The sequence below is a fragment of the Roseiconus lacunae genome (assembly GCF_008312935.1).
Taxonomy (GTDB): domain Bacteria; phylum Planctomycetota; class Planctomycetia; order Pirellulales; family Pirellulaceae; genus Stieleria; species Stieleria lacunae.
In genome coordinates, this window is sequence record NZ_VSZO01000053.1 from 405,314 (window position 1) to 421,577 (window position 16,264).

Genomic DNA, 16,264 nt, shown 5'->3' on the forward strand with positions numbered 1-16,264 from the left:
GGCAGGGGGGGAGGAAGACGACGGGCGATATCATAACTGCCGCGACGGCGAAATGAATCACCGGGAGTTGACGTGAGGCTACTCGGCAATCACTTCGACAACGACACCCTTGAAAGCAGGCGTTTTGCTTTGCGGATCGGCGTGCCGGGAGACTAGCACGTTTGATTCTGGGTAGTACATCAGCGCGTTTCCACTGCGGATCGAATCGTAGCCGCGAGCGAGAATCTGGTTCAATTCGCCGGTGTCGCTTCGCACCGTGACTTTTTGATCGTGCGAGAGGCCTAGACGTTTCAAGTCGTCGGGATGCATCAAGATGATGTCGCGACGTTCTTGGTTGCGATAAAGATCTTCTTCTTCGTAGACAACGGTGTTGAACTGGCCTTCGCTACGAACGGTCATGAGGCGAAGCTGGTTCGACTCGGTTCCTTTCAAGTCGGGTAGGCTGTGGCAATGCAAAACGCCCCGTCCGTCAGGCGTGCCGAACGTCGGCTCATGGAACGTGCGTCCTTCGATTTGAAACTCTTCCTTGGTTTCATCGATCTGCGAGATCTTTCCGTAGCCGGGGACGACCGCACCGATCCACTTGCGAATCGTCGAGGGTTGCGCCAAGTCATCCCAGTCGATTCCGGGTGTGTCGGGTAACAAACGTTTGCCGATCGCCGCGATGACCGAAATCTCACTTCGCGGGCCGGGGAGACGCGCCGGGCCACCGTCGCTGAGCCGGACGAAGTTGAACATCGATTCTTGGGTCGTCGGCGAAGGCTCTTCGTCACGCGCCAGGACAGGCAAAACGATGGTTTCGCGAGCCAACCCGTGCGCGTGGCCGGTGTTGAGCGTCGTGCTCATCATCACGTTCAAGTCTAAGTTGGACATTGCTTTGTCGGCGAAAGTCGAATCGGGATTTGATCCAAATAGATTCCCGCCAAGACAGAAGCCAACTTTGATCTCGCCTCGCTCTGCCGCTTCCATGCACTCGAGCGTGTCTTTGCCTGGAGTTTCCGGAAGGTTCACGCCGAACTGTTCTCGGAGCGCCGTGAAGATTTGGTCTTTCAGTTTGGGCGTCACACCGACCGAACCGATTCCTTGAACATTGCTGTGCCCACGGATTGGCATCAATCCGCATCCTTCACGACCGACCATCCCCCGTGCGAATGCTAGGTTGGCGATTGCCTGGACATTGTCAACGCCATGAGCGTGATGGGTGATTCCCATCGTCCATGAAAAAACGGTGCGTTTCGATTGGGAATAGAGTTTGGCGATCGATTCGATTTCGCTTCTCGCGACGCCGGACTTGGTTTCGATTTCGTGCCAAGATAGGTCATCGAGTGATTGTTGCCATTGATCCAACCCGGTGGTGTGTTGGCCTAAGAATGGTTCGTCGAACGCACCGAGTTGTTTCGTCGCTTTGGCGAGCCCCCATAGCAATGCTAAGTCACCACCGATGTGGGGCTGGACATAGTGCGAGGCGATCTTGGTACCCTTGAGTAACGAAATCGGATCGCTAGGAATCCGAAAGTTGATCAACCCCGTTTCGCGAACCGGATTGATCACGATCACATGACCACCGGCGCGTCGCACCCGCATCAAACTGGTCATCAATCGCGGGTGATTACTGGCCGGGTTACCCCCGATCAAGAAAACCGTATCGGCCTTTTCCAGGTCTTCGAGAACGATCGTTGCCGTCCCGCTGCCGACACTCGTTTGCAGGCCGACGCCGCTGGCTTGGTGGCAGTAGTAGCTGCAGTTGTTGACGTTGTTGGTGCCATAAACTCGGGCGAGCAATTGCAACAGGAAACCCGCCTCATTGCTGCTGCGTCCGCTGAAGTACCAAAAGCTTTCGTCCGGAGTGATTTTTCGGAGGTGCGATGCGATCGAATCAAACGCTTCCTTCCACGTGATCACTTCATAGTGCGATGCCCCCGCGCGATAACGCAGCGGGTGGATTAACCGCCCAGACGTTTCCAGTTCACGGGGCGACCAGCGTTTCAAAGACTCGATCGAGTTCTGTTTCCAGAAATTCGGATCGATCCCCGGCTGCATATCGGCCGCCATCGCCTGCATGCTTTTTTTGCAGACTTCGAACGCATGACCAAGTTCGTTGACCATGCCACCTTTTTGGCCGCCCATCCCCACGGCACAGGTCTTGCAACTATTTCGCGTCCGCAACGCTTGGTAGAGCTTCCAAACTCCGCCCGCTTCGCGTCCTTTCTTGATGGTGTAGAGAATTGCGCGAAATCCGCCACCGCTGCCGACTCTCAATGGATTGATCCTCTGGAAAATAATCGCATGTCCGGAAAGCCTTATCGTAGCAGAGCAGCCATCGTTCGGCATGGGCAGCGTCGATTCCGTTCTTGCCTAATCGGCAATCTTTCCCGGGTCGCATTTAATCCTTCGTTTGGAGGATTCCCTGTTTCAGATTTATTCGGTCGACCGACAGTGTTAACGACGTGTCTAGGTCGTTTTAGTGATTCGGAATTAGGGCGGAGAACAAGCGATGCCACTTCGGAAGCTGTGGGATTCGATTCGTGGAAAAGCGGACAAGCCGGTCGCGGCTGAAACCCGTGAAACGATACCGATCTCGGTGGCCGAGGAACGTGCTCGAAATAACGTTCAAAGTCAGCCTGCGGCAGACGAAGCCGCTTCGGCAACTCCTTCACCGATTCGATCGTCAGCAGCCCAACCTCCTGGTCCGCCCCCTGGACCCGCGGACGCTACACCGGTCAGGCAAGATGCCAGTTCTGCCAGGAAGGCAACCGGTGCCGCAAAACCAGTGCTGGACCGCCAGGACAAAAAGCTTTGCCGACGATTGGAATCGATGGACGTCCAGACAGTTCTCGAAGTCGGCGTGGGCGATGGGGCACGCGGGTTGGGGGTTGTCGAATCGCTGACACGGCATGGCCATTCCACGCCCGTCTGCTACATCGCGGTCGACTTGTTCGAAATGGATGAGCAAACCGCAGACGGCAAAGCCCCGTTGCAACTCCGTGATTTTCACCGACAGCTTCGCGAGTACCCCGCCAAAGTTCACTTGGTACCGATGCCGGCCGATCAAGGACTCGATCGGGTGCTGCGGACTTACGGCCAAGTGGACGTGATCATCTGGGCGAAACCCGCCGCCCCTTCGGCAACCCAGGCATCGCTGTTGAGCCGATTGAGTAAGCCGACGACGGTGATGATGAAGCGAGAAAACGGCAGCTGGAGCGAAAGCTCCTCGGCGACCGCCGTCAACTCTCGCAAGGCCGCCTAGGACCTGCCGCCAACGATGGGCCTGCGGTCGGTGGCGACGAGCGGCCTCGGCGCGGCGATTGCCGATGCGTCGCTGTCAATTTTTGTCTCGTTGAATTCTGAACTTACGATATCGCTCCCTGGCGTTGGCTACGGTTTCCTGGCGATGACAGAATGCCTTCTTCAACATTCGATTGCCGCGGGCGGGGCGGTGGCGGACGCTTGCGCGATCCATGACGATTGGCGGCAGGGTCCGGATAGGCTGATTTTTCCTCTTAAATCGCCTCGCCGTTGAAAACGCCGCTGCAGTTTCCGTACAGACCGCGCAATGACGTTGAAGAGCGCGTTAACGGAATCGGAAAGTTTGCCCGTTTGAGATGATCCGCCAAGATTGCCTGTTCGGCATTTCTTTCGTTGTGAGCTACGCTTATAAATCTTTTGGTGTAGTGACTCTTGCCCCCCTCACTTTGTGAGCCGTGTCCATGTGTGGAATCGTTGGTTACGTCGGAGCCAATAATGCTGGCGACTTTCTTCTCAATGGTCTTCGCCGCTTGGAATACCGTGGTTACGACAGTGCGGGGATCGCGATCACCAATGAAAGTCAATTCCACGTCACCCGAAGTGTCGGTCGGATCGATGCCCTGGCCGGCCGACTTGGTTCCAACCCCGTCGACGGAAAATTAGGCATTGGGCACACCCGCTGGGCCACCCACGGGCCGGCGACCGAGGAGAACGCCCACCCGCACCTCGGTGGCGAAGGCGAGATTGTTCTGGTTCACAACGGTGTAATCGAGAACTTTCAAATCCTTAAGAATGAATTGATCGAAAAGGGCTACGTCTTTTCTTCGGCAACGGATAGCGAAGTCGTCGCCCATCTGATCGCCGAGGGGCTGAAAGTCACCAAGGAAACCCCCGAACAGCCAACGCTGCGATATGCCCAAGCGGTGCAATGGGCGATCGCTCAACTGCGCGGTACCTACGGGATCGTCGTCGCCTTTCGGGACCACCCGGATTTACTGATCGCCGCCCGCTTCGGCAGCCCGCTGGTTCTCGGCGTCGGTCAGGGCGAGTATTTCGTGGCCAGTGATTCTTCACCCCTTGCCGGTTGCACTGACCGAATCGTCTACATGGCGGATCATCAACTGGCCATTTTGACGCCCGATGGTTTTACGGTTTTGCACCGCGACCAGGGCAAAGTCAACGTGCAGATCCAGCCTCTCGAAGCTGTCGAGGATGACGTCAGCTTGCAGGGCTACGACCACTACATGCTCAAGGAGATTTATGAGCAGCCCGAATCGCTGCGTAACGCGATGCGTGGTCGTCTGGACGAGGAAAATGCGACAGCAGTCTTTGGTGGTTTGAATCTCACGCCTCAACAATTGCGAAGTGTCGAGCGAATTATCCTGACGGGTTGTGGAACCAGTTGGCACTCCGCCTTGGTCGGTGAGTACCTGATTGAAGAACTCGCCCGGATCCCGGTGAGCGTCGAATACGCCAGTGAGTTGCGATACCGCAATCCGCCGATCGAAAACAACACCCTGGTTTTCGGGCTGACGCAAAGCGGCGAAACCGCGGACACGCTGGCAGCGCTCCGCGAAACGAAACGAAAAGGGCACCGCACGCTGGCGATTTGCAACGTCGTCGGAAGCTCGATCGCCCAAGCGGCCGATGGTGGCGTTTACTTGCACGCCGGTCCGGAAATCGGCGTGGCGAGCACCAAAGCCTACACCAGTCAATGCTCCGTTCTGGCAATGCTCGCGCTGTACTTTGGGCGGATTCGCCACCTCAGCTACGAAGCGGGGACGAACATCATCGCCGACTTGATGAAGGCCCCCGGCGCCGTTCAAGAAGCCCTGGCGTGTAATGAACATGTGAAAACGGTCGCGGAAAAATATCAAAACGCCACGAACATTTTGTACCTGGGCCGGCAACTTAATTTCCCGACCGCCCTTGAGGGTGCGTTGAAACTCAAGGAAATCAGTTACGTCCACGCCGAAGGCTATCCCGCCGCCGAAATGAAGCACGGCCCGATCGCCCTGGTCGACGAGACAACGCCGAGCGTTTTCATCGTGCCTCAGGGCACGACGTACGACAAAGTGATGGCGAATATGGAAGAAGTCAAAGCTCGTGGCGGGCCGATCATCGCCGTCGCTAGCAAGGATGATCCCCATATCGATGCGGTCGCCGACGACGTGATTCACATTCCCGACGTCCCGTCAATCATCCAGCCAATCGTGTCTGTCGTGCCGCTTCAGTTGCTCTCCTACCACATCGCCCTCCTGCGTGGCTGCGATGTCGACAAGCCGCGAAACCTCGCAAAAAGCGTGACGGTGGAGTAATGCCCGCCAGGGTGCTAGCGCTCCCAGCTTTTTGGGGAGATTCCTATTGCGGAGATTGCGAAAGAAATTACGCTTTAAATCGATGTAAGCGGGGACAACCACTCGCTTAACACGCGATGCGTGATCTTGCACGGCAGGACACCGTCGGCCGCTAGACGTCTGCCTCAAAGGGGCAACTCAGCTCGGCTGGTAGCTGTTTTGACGCAACTTGATTTTTTGCATTTGTTCAACATCGTTGGGATAGGCAATGAACCGACAAGGACTGACATTTAATTCTCGAAAAGCTCTGATGAACAATATCGGAGAGTCGGCGGGGACTGAGATCGCAAATTTGATCTCGGAGATGGCATCTGAAATCGACGAGCTTCGCCGAACGAAGGTCAGCGTCACCAAGATCGTTCCCGGTGCCGAAGAACTTCAGCATTCTCAGTCGCAGGCCCGAATCTAAGACGTCGGGTCCGGTACGGTTGCATCAGAGGATTGCGCGGTGGTGACCGCGCAATTGGGCGACCGGCCAAGTCTTTTTAATGTGGCGAAACCTCATCTCGCACTGCTTGCGAGGAACAAGTCAGCGGACGGCGGTCGCCTTTGACATCGGTATTGATAAGCGTGGATCCCCTCAAACAGGGATCGCAGCGTCATAGCGAACGAGCCCGTCGACCAGCGTTTTCTGGATTCTGCCGATCAGTTCCATGCCTTCAAACGGCGTGCTGATACACGTCGATTGGAACTTCCCCGGGTCGACTTTCCATCCGGCATTGGGATCGATCACGACGACGTCGGCGGGCGAGCCTACTGTTAGCGTGCCCCCGTCGATCCCGGCAATCTCGGCCGGTCGCGTGGACATACGATCGATCAGTTCGACCCAGTCAAGAATGCCCGATCGTACCAAGGCAGTCGCGGCGGTCGCAAAGGATGTTTCCAGCGACGAGACACCGAAGGGCGATTCGTCCAGGTCGTTCATCATCTTTTCACGACTGCGAGGCATGTGGCCGGACTGGATCGCGTCGATCGTTTTATCTTTGACAGCTTGGCAAAGTGTTGCGACGTGGTTCGGGCTCCGCAGCGGCGGGTGAACTTTATAGCGTGACTCGTAAGTCCGCATCAGTCGGTCGCTTTGCATCAGGTTGTGTGGGCACACCGAAGCGGTTACGACGACACCGCGTGATTTGACTCGGCGCAACATGTCAACGGCGCCCATCGTGCTGACTGGTCCGACATGCAAGCGGCCGTCAGTTGCTTCGGCCAAGCGGACGTCACGGGCTACCGCTAAGTCTTCTGCCTCGGTCGGCAAGCCTTTCAGCCCCAGCACCAACGAGACCTGACCTTCGTGCATCACACCACCGGCCGCCATCTCAGGAATCTCAGGGCGGTCGAAGATCGGGCGGTTAAGCATCCGGCAGTATTCCAGTGCTCGTTTCAGAAGCGCGTCGCTGTGGATTGCCCGGGGGGCATCGCTAAAGGCGACCGCGCCGGCTTCGGACAACAGCCCAAGCTGCGCCATTTGCTCGCCCTTTTGGCCTTTGCTCAAGCATCCGATGACGTGAATCTTTGCGCCGCTTGCTTGCGCCGCTTTCTGCCTGACAAACTCGACTGCCGCGTGAGAGTCGATGACCGGATACGTACTTGCGGTCGCCAGGATCGACGTGTAGCCACCGGCCAGTGCCGCCTGGCTGCCGCTGAAAATGGTCTCGTCTTCTTCGAATCCCGGCTCTCGCAATTCGACGCCTAGGTCGACTAGGCCCGGAGCCACCAAGCAACCGCCGGCTTCGATCGTATCATATTGAGCCGGCAGGTCACCGTCCGCAGGATCGATGGAGGCAACGCGCCCATCGAGAATCAAGATTCGTCCCGGACGATTCAAATTTTGGCTCGGATCAACCAAAGTCCCGCCAGAAATCAAAACCGGTTTATTCATCGATCAGTGGATGCTCGTTGTAGGGTGGGCGATCGGTCAAGCTTGGTTGCGGAACCGATCGTCCGCGACCGACAATAGATACAAGGCGGACATTCTCACAGCGATTCCATTGGTCACTTGTTCCAAGATCACCGAATGGGGACCGTCGGCGACCTCTGGTGTAATCTCGACGCCTCGATTGATCGGTCCGGGAGCCATGATCAGGATGTCGTCTTTTGCCAATCGCATTCGTTTGGCATTCATCGCGTACAGTGCGGCGTATTCGTGAACGCTTGGGAACGGCCGCGCGTTTTGACGTTCGAACTGGATTCGCAGAAGATTCAAGACGTCGCAGCGGGGAAGGATTTCGTCCAGGTGATGTGCGACCTCGAACCCTAGTTCCTGCCAACGCGGACTGACCAAAGTCGGCGGGCCGCAGATAATCACATGGGCGCCGAGTTTTCGCAGACCCCAAATGTTGCTCCGCGCCGTTCGGCTATGGGCGATATCGCCGACGAGCGCGACCGTCAAGCCTTCCAGAGTGCCCCGGTGTTGGCGGATGGTCAAAAGGTCCAGCAGGCCTTGCGTCGGATGTTCGTGCGGGCCATCGCCGGCGTTGATCACACAACACGTCAACTCCCGAGCAAGTAGGTTCGGCGTTCCCGGGGTGGAGTGTCGGGTGACCACCCAGTCGACTCCCATCGCCTCGATCGTCTTTGCCGTGTCGGCGAACGTCTCTCCCTTCGCGGTGCTCGATCCAGACGAACCGAACTCTACCGTGTCTGCCCCGAGGCGTTTGGCCGCTAGTGAAAAGCTGTTGCGAGTCCGTGTGCTGTTTTCGAAAAACAGGTTCGCACACGTCTTGCCACTCAACAACGATAATTTGCGGCGACAACCCTCGGTCGCTTCTTTCAGCTCTTGGGCGACGTCGAGAAGCGTCCGAATTTCATCCGCCGATAGTGACTCAAGATCCAGCAAATGGCGGCGTTGCCAAGAATCCGTATAGCCGGTCAAGTCCGGCGCGTTGCGTTCCGATGCCATCATGTACGTCCGAGTAAAGCGTTCAGTCTGTGACGCTTGAAAGCACTCCGGCGGGTCGTGTTCGGCGAAAATGTCCAGCAGTTTTGCTCAACAATCTTGCCTAGGACAGTCCGCCACGTCACTGGGGTTCTCCAGGGAAACGTTGTCCCGAGCCGAACTCGATGTTGGACCGGCCGTTGCTTTGCTGGGGCCGTAGCCTAATGCATGCAACTCTTTTTTGCGACGGGGCAAATGAAATCATGCGCCGCCGAAATTCTGCGACGTTCCGCCCATGTGAACACGTCTACCATGCCGCGCAAATCATACGGCGCCTGTTGGTCAGTTTGTTGACACCTCGTGAGATGGCGATATGGTAAAGGTTGGTGGGGCAAGGGGGGAAAGCGTCACTGATGGGATGGCGTAATCATCGCCGAAACGCACATTTCCCCAGTAGGCCATGGATGTCCCATGCCCCCGACCGTTCTCAGCGTCTCAGTTGGTTTTCGCCGGTGACACGTCAGCAAATCGTCTTACTTGGAATCGGGCACACAAACGCTCACCTGGTCAAGCAATGGGCGGATTCTTCGATCGACAACTGTGACCTAGTCTGTGTCAGCCAATTCGCGGAGTCGACCTATTCGGGAATGTTGCCGGGAACACTTGGCGGGCAGTTTAGCGATCAAGCGATGCGGATCGATTTGCGAGCTCTCGTCGAATCCGTCGGGGCTCGTTTGGTGATTGATGAAACCGTTGGTTTGGACACTGAGTCACGGCAGTTGCATTTGTCAAAATTGGAGGGGCTTCGCTATGACGTCTTAGCAATCGGCGTGGGATCGATGCCCAAAGGACACCAGCAGTTTTCCGGGCAACCGCATGTTGTCCCGATCAAGCCGATGCAAACCTTTTTAACTCGGCTTGATCGTGCACGAAACAACTATGCAAACTCTGGCGAGGCCACGATCTGTGTTGTCGGTGGAGGTGTCGCGGGGGTGGAGATTTCGTTGTGCTTGCGTCAGCATCTCCAGCGGGCGAACGTTCGGTCAAAGATCTGTATCGTGAGTTCGGGGGACAGGATCGCGGGCGGGCTTTGCAAACGCAGCCTTCGGCGTCTCGAAAAACTCCTGCGTCAGCGAAGCATCGACGTCGTCACCGGTCAGTCAGTGGTTGGTGTCGATCGTCACGGTCTGGACACTCGATCGGGAGAACATATCGCGTCGGACGTTGTGATCTGGGCGACCGGTGCCGAACCGCCTTCGGTGCTTTCCAGGCTTGGTTTACAAACGGATGCGGATGGATTCATCGCGACCCTACCGACTCTGCAAGCGGTGTCGGATCGACGTGTGTTTGCGGTCGGCGATTGTGGGACGATCATCGATCACCCTTGCCCAAAGGCAGGCGTTTATGCTGTACGCCAAGGTCCGGTGTTGTGGTCCAACGTTCGCGCCGTTCTAAACGACGAACCGTTGACCGAGTTTCGCCCGCAGCAAGGCTTCCTAAAACTACTCAATACCGGCGATGACCGAGCGTTGCTGGACTACGGTCAGTTCAGCGTTCACGCACGATGGTGTCTGACGCTGAAAAATTATATTGATCGGTCATTCGTTCAAGACTATCAAGTTAACACTTAGATTTTTAAACCCGAACGCTTTAGCCCCCGAGAATCATCAACGATGAAACGTCATTGGATCGATCAATTCTTCGCCGTCTCCGGCAGCGTGTTTCTTGCATCAGTAAGCGTAATTCTTGCAGCAGCGAACGTGGCCCAGCCGGCAAGCGGTCAAGATGTCCCAACCGCCCCACCGTCAAATTCTGAATCGACGTCGGTTCCCGAAGGTATCAACGCGAACTTCAAATCGAGCGAACTGGACGTCGACGAGTGGATCGCTCGTTTCGAAGTCGAGAGCCGCGAGGTATACGCCGCTCGCGACGAGGTGTTGGCAGCGTGTGCGATCAAACCCGGTGATCGTATCGCGGATGTCGGGGCGGGAACGGGGTTTTATAGTCGTCTGTTTGCCAAACGCACCGGATGGGATGGCTGGGTTTATAGCGTCGACATTTCGACGAGCTTTCTTCAGCACATCGCCGATCGGGCGACCAATGAAGGCATCGAGAACTTGACGACAGTGCTCGGTACGGACACGTCGATTCGGTTGCCACCCGAGTCGGTTGACTTGGTGTTTATTTGTGACACGTATCATCACTTTGAATCACCGCAGCAGACTCTCGCATCAATCTCTCGTGCACTCAAGCCCGGTGGTCGATTGATCCTGATCGACTTTGAACGTATCCCCGGGGTCTCGCGTGAATGGTTGCTAGGGCACGTGCGAGCTGGGAAAGACGCCTTTAAGGCAGAGGTCATCGAGTCGGGGTTGCGGTTTGTCGACGAAGTCAAAGTCCAGGGCTTTGAGGAAAACTATCTGCTGCGGTTCGAAAAGAAAGCGAAGTAGTTTCTGTCGCTTTGGACGATGTGGTTCGTACGGAATTTCAACGTTTTCGTTTCACACCGGCAATCCCTGGCGATACGGTCGGCCAAAAATCTTGCGCCCCTGCCCCGCTAACGTTGGGCCATCATGGTACCCCCTTTCCTGTATTCACCGGGCGAGACCCATGATTGAAAAGTTACGGCTGACCGCGATCGATTTAGTCAAGCATCATTACTTGAACCTAATTGCGATAGCACTCTTCGTGTTTTGCATCTCGCGATTGATTGCTTTTCGTTCGGTCGAGGATGCGGTGGTTCCGGGGATCGGTGCGTTGTATGGATTGGTCGCTGCGCTCGCTCCCAATGAGGTGTCCGACTGGACCGGGCATTTTCGTTGGACGACGCAGCAATACTACAACCATCCGGCCATCGTCGTTCGATATTCGGGGCTGTCGGCATTGATCGTAACGACGATCTATTTGTTCTGACTATGGAGATGCGAGTATCCGCACCTTACCTCTGGCATTCGATCAACAATTGAAATGAAGACTAGCCGTTTATCGTTAGTCACGATTTCTTTGCAATTACCGTACGAACGCCGACGGCTGATTCGACGAACCCGGGCATCTGGTCTAGACGCGGCACAAAATCATCATCCGCTTTCGATCTAGGGCCAGCTGCCGTCATGCCGCAAGGACGCAGGCAAACATTTAACGCCTAGTCACCTTCATCAAGCTACGATCGGTAGGGCAAGACAAATGGGGCGTGCCGCGACTCTACCGTTGCAGCATGGATCATCTGCAAAACGGTGCTGCGGCAAGGTGTTTTAACAGTGTTCACTGCCGATAGGTCTTGGCTGAATAGAAGCGTCAGCTCACGCCCGGTTAATAGTCCACTTCGATTCCGAAGTAGGGTGTCAGGCCGGGGGACAGCACAACGGTCTGACCAAAACTGCCTTCCGCCGGGATTCGCAAGTTCAGGTGCTCGTAGTAATTGTTGTCGAACAAGTTCTCGGCACCAAAGGTGACATTCACGTTGTCGCGGGGACGTAAGTATCCGCGAAGGTAACTGGTCGTGAAACCGGGGGTTGCGGTTTCCAAGGTAACGACCGCCGTATCGGCTCGCGTTTGACCTGTGCCTGGAGCCGAGCTAAGCGTTCCGAGGCGGTCTTGATTGTCGACGCAACGAAGTCCCCACTCGATCCCCCAGCGATCGTCGCGCGTGGTGTCCGTTAAACGAATCCCCAGTCGCCCTTCCAACGGAAAGATGCCTGCGAGCGGCTGATCAATTTCGCGGTCACGTCCGTCAAGGTAGTTTAAGCTTGAAAACACTTGAACGCCTTCGACAAGATCAGCCTCGCCGTAATACTCGAAACCGGTTAGCGTCGCATGGTCAGTGTTGATCGCACGTAGCAATCGCGAACCTTGCGGGTCATCAACGAGGTTTGCGTTGTACGTGACATAGTCAACGATCCAACTATGGAAACCACCAAAGCGACCGCGAACGTAGTCGTAGTCCCAGTCAACTCGGGCATCGAGTTGCCAGTTTCGTTCTTTGCTGAGTGTTGGATTCCCGATCACCCGGCTGAAACCGCTTTGGATAATGGCGATGAACAGGCCATCGCTATAACGCTGCTCCAACGTCGGCACGCGTTCGGCGTAGCCGCCGCCGACCCGTAGCGACCAATTGGGGGCCAGGTCGATATCGTTGGTCAAGAAGTAGGACAACAAGACATCGGAAACGTCCAAGTCTTCGTTGACCGGGCCGATGGCCGGAGGAAGTGCAGGGTCTCGAAAATTCGAAACGGCGTTCAAATCATCTGGGTCGGCTTGGGTATGAGCAAATGCGACGCGGAAGCCCATGGCGGTTTCGATAAAGTCGATCATCGAAAACGAGTATTCGGTATACAACCCAGGTTCAACAATCTCAGCTTGTGGCAACCCGGTGGTGATCGTTCCGAGTGGATTTCCGGAGGTGTCATAGAAACCATTGAGGTCGTAAAACTCTTCGACCTGTTGCTTAATGTATCGTACGTCCGCCCCCAGACCGATGGTTCTGTCACGGTCCAGTTCCTGGGTCATTCCGGCACGAATGCCTGCGCTTAATAACTCGCCATCGACGGTCCCAAAGAACGGGCGATTCGGATCCGGCGGGAAAGTGATGGGGCTGTTGTCATTCGTCTGCTGCACATTGGTCAGCGCTTCGTCGACGCGTTGCAACACAGGAAAGTCGGGACGACGTTTGCTACCGGCGGACGTATCCCCGTTAAATTCAGTATTACTGAGCCAGGAATCGATACGGTAGGAAAACCCAGTTCGGTCGTTGCGGTGGATCAAGCTGTTGGAAAGCCCGTCACTTGTTAAGCCATCGACATCGAAGAACTGCCCCGCGTATTCGGTGCTGTCTTCGTCAATGTGCGTGTAACGGAAATCGGTGCGCGTTTGGTCATCCAAATCGAATCCAATGCCTGAAAACAGATTGAACGCGTCGTAGCTGGACGGCACCAACAATCCATTCCCAGCGGCGTAGTCGCTACCTTTGCGAAAGCCCAGATTTGCAAAGTAGCCCATGCTCTCGCCGCCACCAAAAACGGTCGCCGAATTATAGGTTTGGCCACCATTGGTCCGAACGTTGGTGCCGAGTCGCAGGTGATGTTCAGGGCCGCATTCATAGCGCGGCGTGGCAATCGTGTCGACGTTTAAAAACGCGAACCCACTTCCGTAGCGAACGGTGTAAGGGCCACTGAAAACCTGTACGTTACCGATCAAGAAGGGGTCGATCTTTGAAAACACGCCGTCCAAATCACTTCGCGCCGGAAACAGGTACGAGCCGTCTTGGCTGGTATAAACCTGGCCGTTGTAGAAACCGCGGATTTTTGGATCAAACCCGAGTGAGCTACGACGACGGGCTTTGACCGTTTGCGTGGCGGACGACTCGACTAGCGTTTCACCGATGTCCGGCGTTTGCGCTAAATTGAAGGTGCTCGCCGGAACGATTTCGACCGCGGGAGCTTCGGTCAACGCAACTTCACTTGTACCTTGAACGTTTTCAAGCTGTTCGACAAAGCTCGCCGAATCGACCAGACTGGACGTGTTACTGCTGAATTCCGGACGACTGATCAGACTCCAGTCCGCGAAACCAAAGTTGCTTGGCAGCGATGGATCGAGAAAATCGGCTTGGCCGCCGACATCGATCGGCTGGATCGCTTGGTCGCTGACCGTTTCGCTGGGAGGCGCCGTGAAGGGATTGTCCTCCTCGAACTGAACAGGCAGGACTTCGTGATTCGCCATCGCTTCGGCGAGCGCGAGAAATCGGAATTCGGGTTCCTCGGGAACGCCGGTGTCTTCTTCGGCCCGGGCGAATTGGCCTGCGCAGCATACCGCCATTGCGGCGGTTATGCCTAAGACCGATGACCTGACTTGGAACATCCCTATTCCCAATAGTTGGCGTCACAGCGATTTTTTTGGGGAGTCATCCGTGTCCCCATCTGCTCAGGTGGATCGCTATCCCTGCGATCGACCCGGCGCGGTGTATTGAGAGTGATCGGTTTCCCCCACAACCTGCTCTAAGATTTGTCCGCAATTCGAACAAGTTGGCGGAAACCTTGCAGCTTACCAGTCCTACCACAATGTTTCACCGCCGTGAAACAGAGGGAGCCCGGTGGGGGCCGGGGGCGGTTCAGGCAAACTTTGGCGGCTGGCGTTCCTTTGGCGCTTGCATTGAATGCCGCTGTCGCAACGACTGGTAAGCGTCGATGAACTTCAGCACAGACGTTCGCCATTTCAAAACGGTCTTTGGTTCGTGCTCCCATGTCAACGATGAACCGTAACTCACAGTCTTGTGCCTTTATCGCCAAACGGCGGTCACCAATAGGAATCGTCTTGGCTTTTGAGCTCGCCGACCGAATTCGTGCCCAGTTGTTTCAACGAAACATCACTGGTCGCAAGATGTGCGCCAGCGTGATCGTACGTGGTGGTTCAATCTTAGTCGGTGTACTGAGTGTTGTCGGATGTGGTGGTCTGGGCGATCGCTATGCTGGAACGATGTCAACACATCAGTTCGAGGCAACGCCACAATACGCGTACGCCGATCCCAATCGGACGCCTGACTGGCGTCACCGGGCTGCTTTCGAAAACGAGCAGCCAAGGCCATGGATTGGTGGTGATGGTCGCGCGTCTCAAGCGGTCGTTCAGGCAACATTGCGAGAATTGAACGACGATCAACTACTCGCCGCGTGGGAGGTGTTTGATGATCCACGGTTGCGCTGGATGCAACGTATCGCCATTCAAAATGTCAGCTCTTCGGACCAAGTTTTTGAGCGATTGCAAGAAGGCGGGTTTGCACCGACACCCAACTCAGCCTTCCCGGTCGCCCAAGAACGATTGCTCGAAGCGATTGCCCATGTGATCGTCGATGCGAGATACCATCATCATCGGCTGCAAACTTTGATTCGTGAACTTGATGAACAAGAAGACGTGGTCGATGAATCTCGGGGACGAGTCCAAGTCGGATCGATCGATCCCACAGAACTTGAAGTTTTAATCGCCCACTGTCAGTCGACCGCGGAACGTCAGGACCAGGAACGCCGAGTGATCGGGACGTTGTCGAGTCAGCTCAATCGATTAATCGGACAATCACTAACTCACGCCTTGATTGATTCCGTTGGAGATCAGCCACAGCTAACAATTCCGGGAATTGACGATCGGGTTTCGGCGGACCGCCTTCGCTGGCGTTTCGATGTTGACCAAGCCCGGCGCGACGTGAAGGTTCGTGGCCAACGATCCGGTCTTACCGAAGCAGAGACGTTGCCGATGTTGGCGTTTCGTGGATCGATCCATGCCAAACGCGCCGAGCCGGCGCTATCGTTCGCCGAGCCGGATGTGATCCCTTTCGATCAGCCCGAAACATTTCAGTTTCAGCTAGAACCACCTCCGAATGCGGCGATGACTACGGCTGAAAACGTCGGGGCTCTGCAACTAGCGATGGCGGGGTATCATCAGGTGGTTGCAACTGCGGCGTCGGAGGTTCAAGAGCTGCTTACCGATTACGTTGAACTACAGGATCACGTTGCACGTCAACGAGAATTGGTCGCACGTACCGACAAGGATCTGGACGAACTATTGCGGCAATTCGATGCCGGACAACTCGAAGCGACTCATCTCATCGACATTCAGAGTCAATTGATCGATCGCTATTTCAAGCAGCACGAGTTGGAACGTCAGCTCGGTCATGTGGCGATTGAATTGTTCGTTGCGTTAGGAGGACCACGACATTCATCGCAGGTGATCCCTGCGGGTTGGCAAGCTCGGTAAGCAAAAGTCTGGTGGGTGCGACCGATGTCAGGGTTACGTGATTTGCCGT

At 55.8% G+C, this 16,264-nt stretch carries 11 protein-coding genes; 7 read left to right on the forward strand and 4 right to left on the reverse strand.

The annotated features are described in order from the left end of the window. Positions 1-78: 78 nt before the first annotated feature. Positions 79-2,259 carry an FdhF/YdeP family oxidoreductase gene (locus FYC48_RS24555; protein ID WP_235034410.1) on the reverse strand — a complete coding sequence of 727 codons (2,181 nt, stop codon included), beginning with the start codon at positions 2,257-2,259 and terminating at the stop codon, positions 79-81. 235 nt (positions 2,260-2,494) lie between these two features. On the opposite strand from FYC48_RS24555, the gene FYC48_RS24560 reads away from it, so the two are divergent. The 3 genes from FYC48_RS24560 to FYC48_RS24570 all read left to right on the forward strand — a co-directional run bounded on the left by FYC48_RS24560 (position 2,495) and on the right by FYC48_RS24570 (position 6,012). Further along, on the forward strand, positions 2,495-3,247 hold the full coding sequence (locus tag FYC48_RS24560) for a hypothetical protein (RefSeq protein WP_149499426.1): 753 nt from the start codon (positions 2,495-2,497) through the stop codon (positions 3,245-3,247). 460 nt (positions 3,248-3,707) lie between these two features. Beyond that, complete coding sequence (glmS, locus tag FYC48_RS24565) at positions 3,708-5,564, forward strand: glutamine--fructose-6-phosphate transaminase (isomerizing) (protein ID WP_149499427.1); 1,857 nt, start codon at positions 3,708-3,710, stop codon at positions 5,562-5,564. Positions 5,565-5,811: 247 nt separating this feature from the next. Next, positions 5,812-6,012 (forward strand): hypothetical protein, encoded by a 201-nt coding sequence (locus FYC48_RS24570; RefSeq protein WP_149499428.1) that lies wholly within the window; start codon positions 5,812-5,814, stop codon positions 6,010-6,012. Positions 6,013-6,183: 171 nt separating this feature from the next. Here the strand turns inward: FYC48_RS24570 and FYC48_RS24575 are convergent, their stop codons facing one another. Next, positions 6,184-7,482 (reverse strand): dihydroorotase, encoded by a 1,299-nt coding sequence (locus tag FYC48_RS24575; RefSeq protein ID WP_149499429.1) that lies wholly within the window; start codon positions 7,480-7,482, stop codon positions 6,184-6,186. Positions 7,483-7,518: 36 nt separating this feature from the next. After that, on the reverse strand, positions 7,519-8,502 hold the full coding sequence (locus FYC48_RS24580) for an aspartate carbamoyltransferase catalytic subunit (protein ID WP_390622164.1): 984 nt from the start codon (positions 8,500-8,502) through the stop codon (positions 7,519-7,521). Positions 8,503-8,942: 440 nt separating this feature from the next. Between FYC48_RS24580 and FYC48_RS24585 the strand changes: the two genes are divergently transcribed. The 3 genes from FYC48_RS24585 (at position 8,943) to FYC48_RS24595 (ending at position 11,391) form a co-directional block, all read left to right on the forward strand. After that, positions 8,943-10,109 (forward strand): FAD-dependent oxidoreductase, encoded by a 1,167-nt coding sequence (locus FYC48_RS24585; protein WP_235034411.1) that lies wholly within the window; start codon positions 8,943-8,945, stop codon positions 10,107-10,109. 42 nt (positions 10,110-10,151) lie between these two features. After that, positions 10,152-10,928 (forward strand): class I SAM-dependent methyltransferase, encoded by a 777-nt coding sequence (locus FYC48_RS24590; protein WP_149499431.1) that lies wholly within the window; start codon positions 10,152-10,154, stop codon positions 10,926-10,928. Positions 10,929-11,088: 160 nt separating this feature from the next. Beyond that, positions 11,089-11,391 (forward strand): hypothetical protein, encoded by a 303-nt coding sequence (locus FYC48_RS24595; RefSeq protein ID WP_149499432.1) that lies wholly within the window; start codon positions 11,089-11,091, stop codon positions 11,389-11,391. 396 nt (positions 11,392-11,787) lie between these two features. Here FYC48_RS24595 and FYC48_RS24600 read toward each other — a convergent pair whose 3' ends face one another. Then, entirely contained in the window at positions 11,788-14,289 is a 2,502-nt protein-coding gene (locus tag FYC48_RS24600) for a TonB-dependent receptor plug domain-containing protein (protein WP_149499433.1), read from the reverse strand. 432 nt (positions 14,290-14,721) lie between these two features. Here FYC48_RS24600 and FYC48_RS24605 point away from each other — a divergent pair, with 432 nt between their 5' ends. After that, positions 14,722-16,215, forward strand: a complete 1,494-nt coding sequence (locus FYC48_RS24605; protein WP_149499434.1) for a TolC family protein — start codon at positions 14,722-14,724, stop codon at positions 16,213-16,215. Positions 16,216-16,264 lie beyond the last annotated feature (49 nt).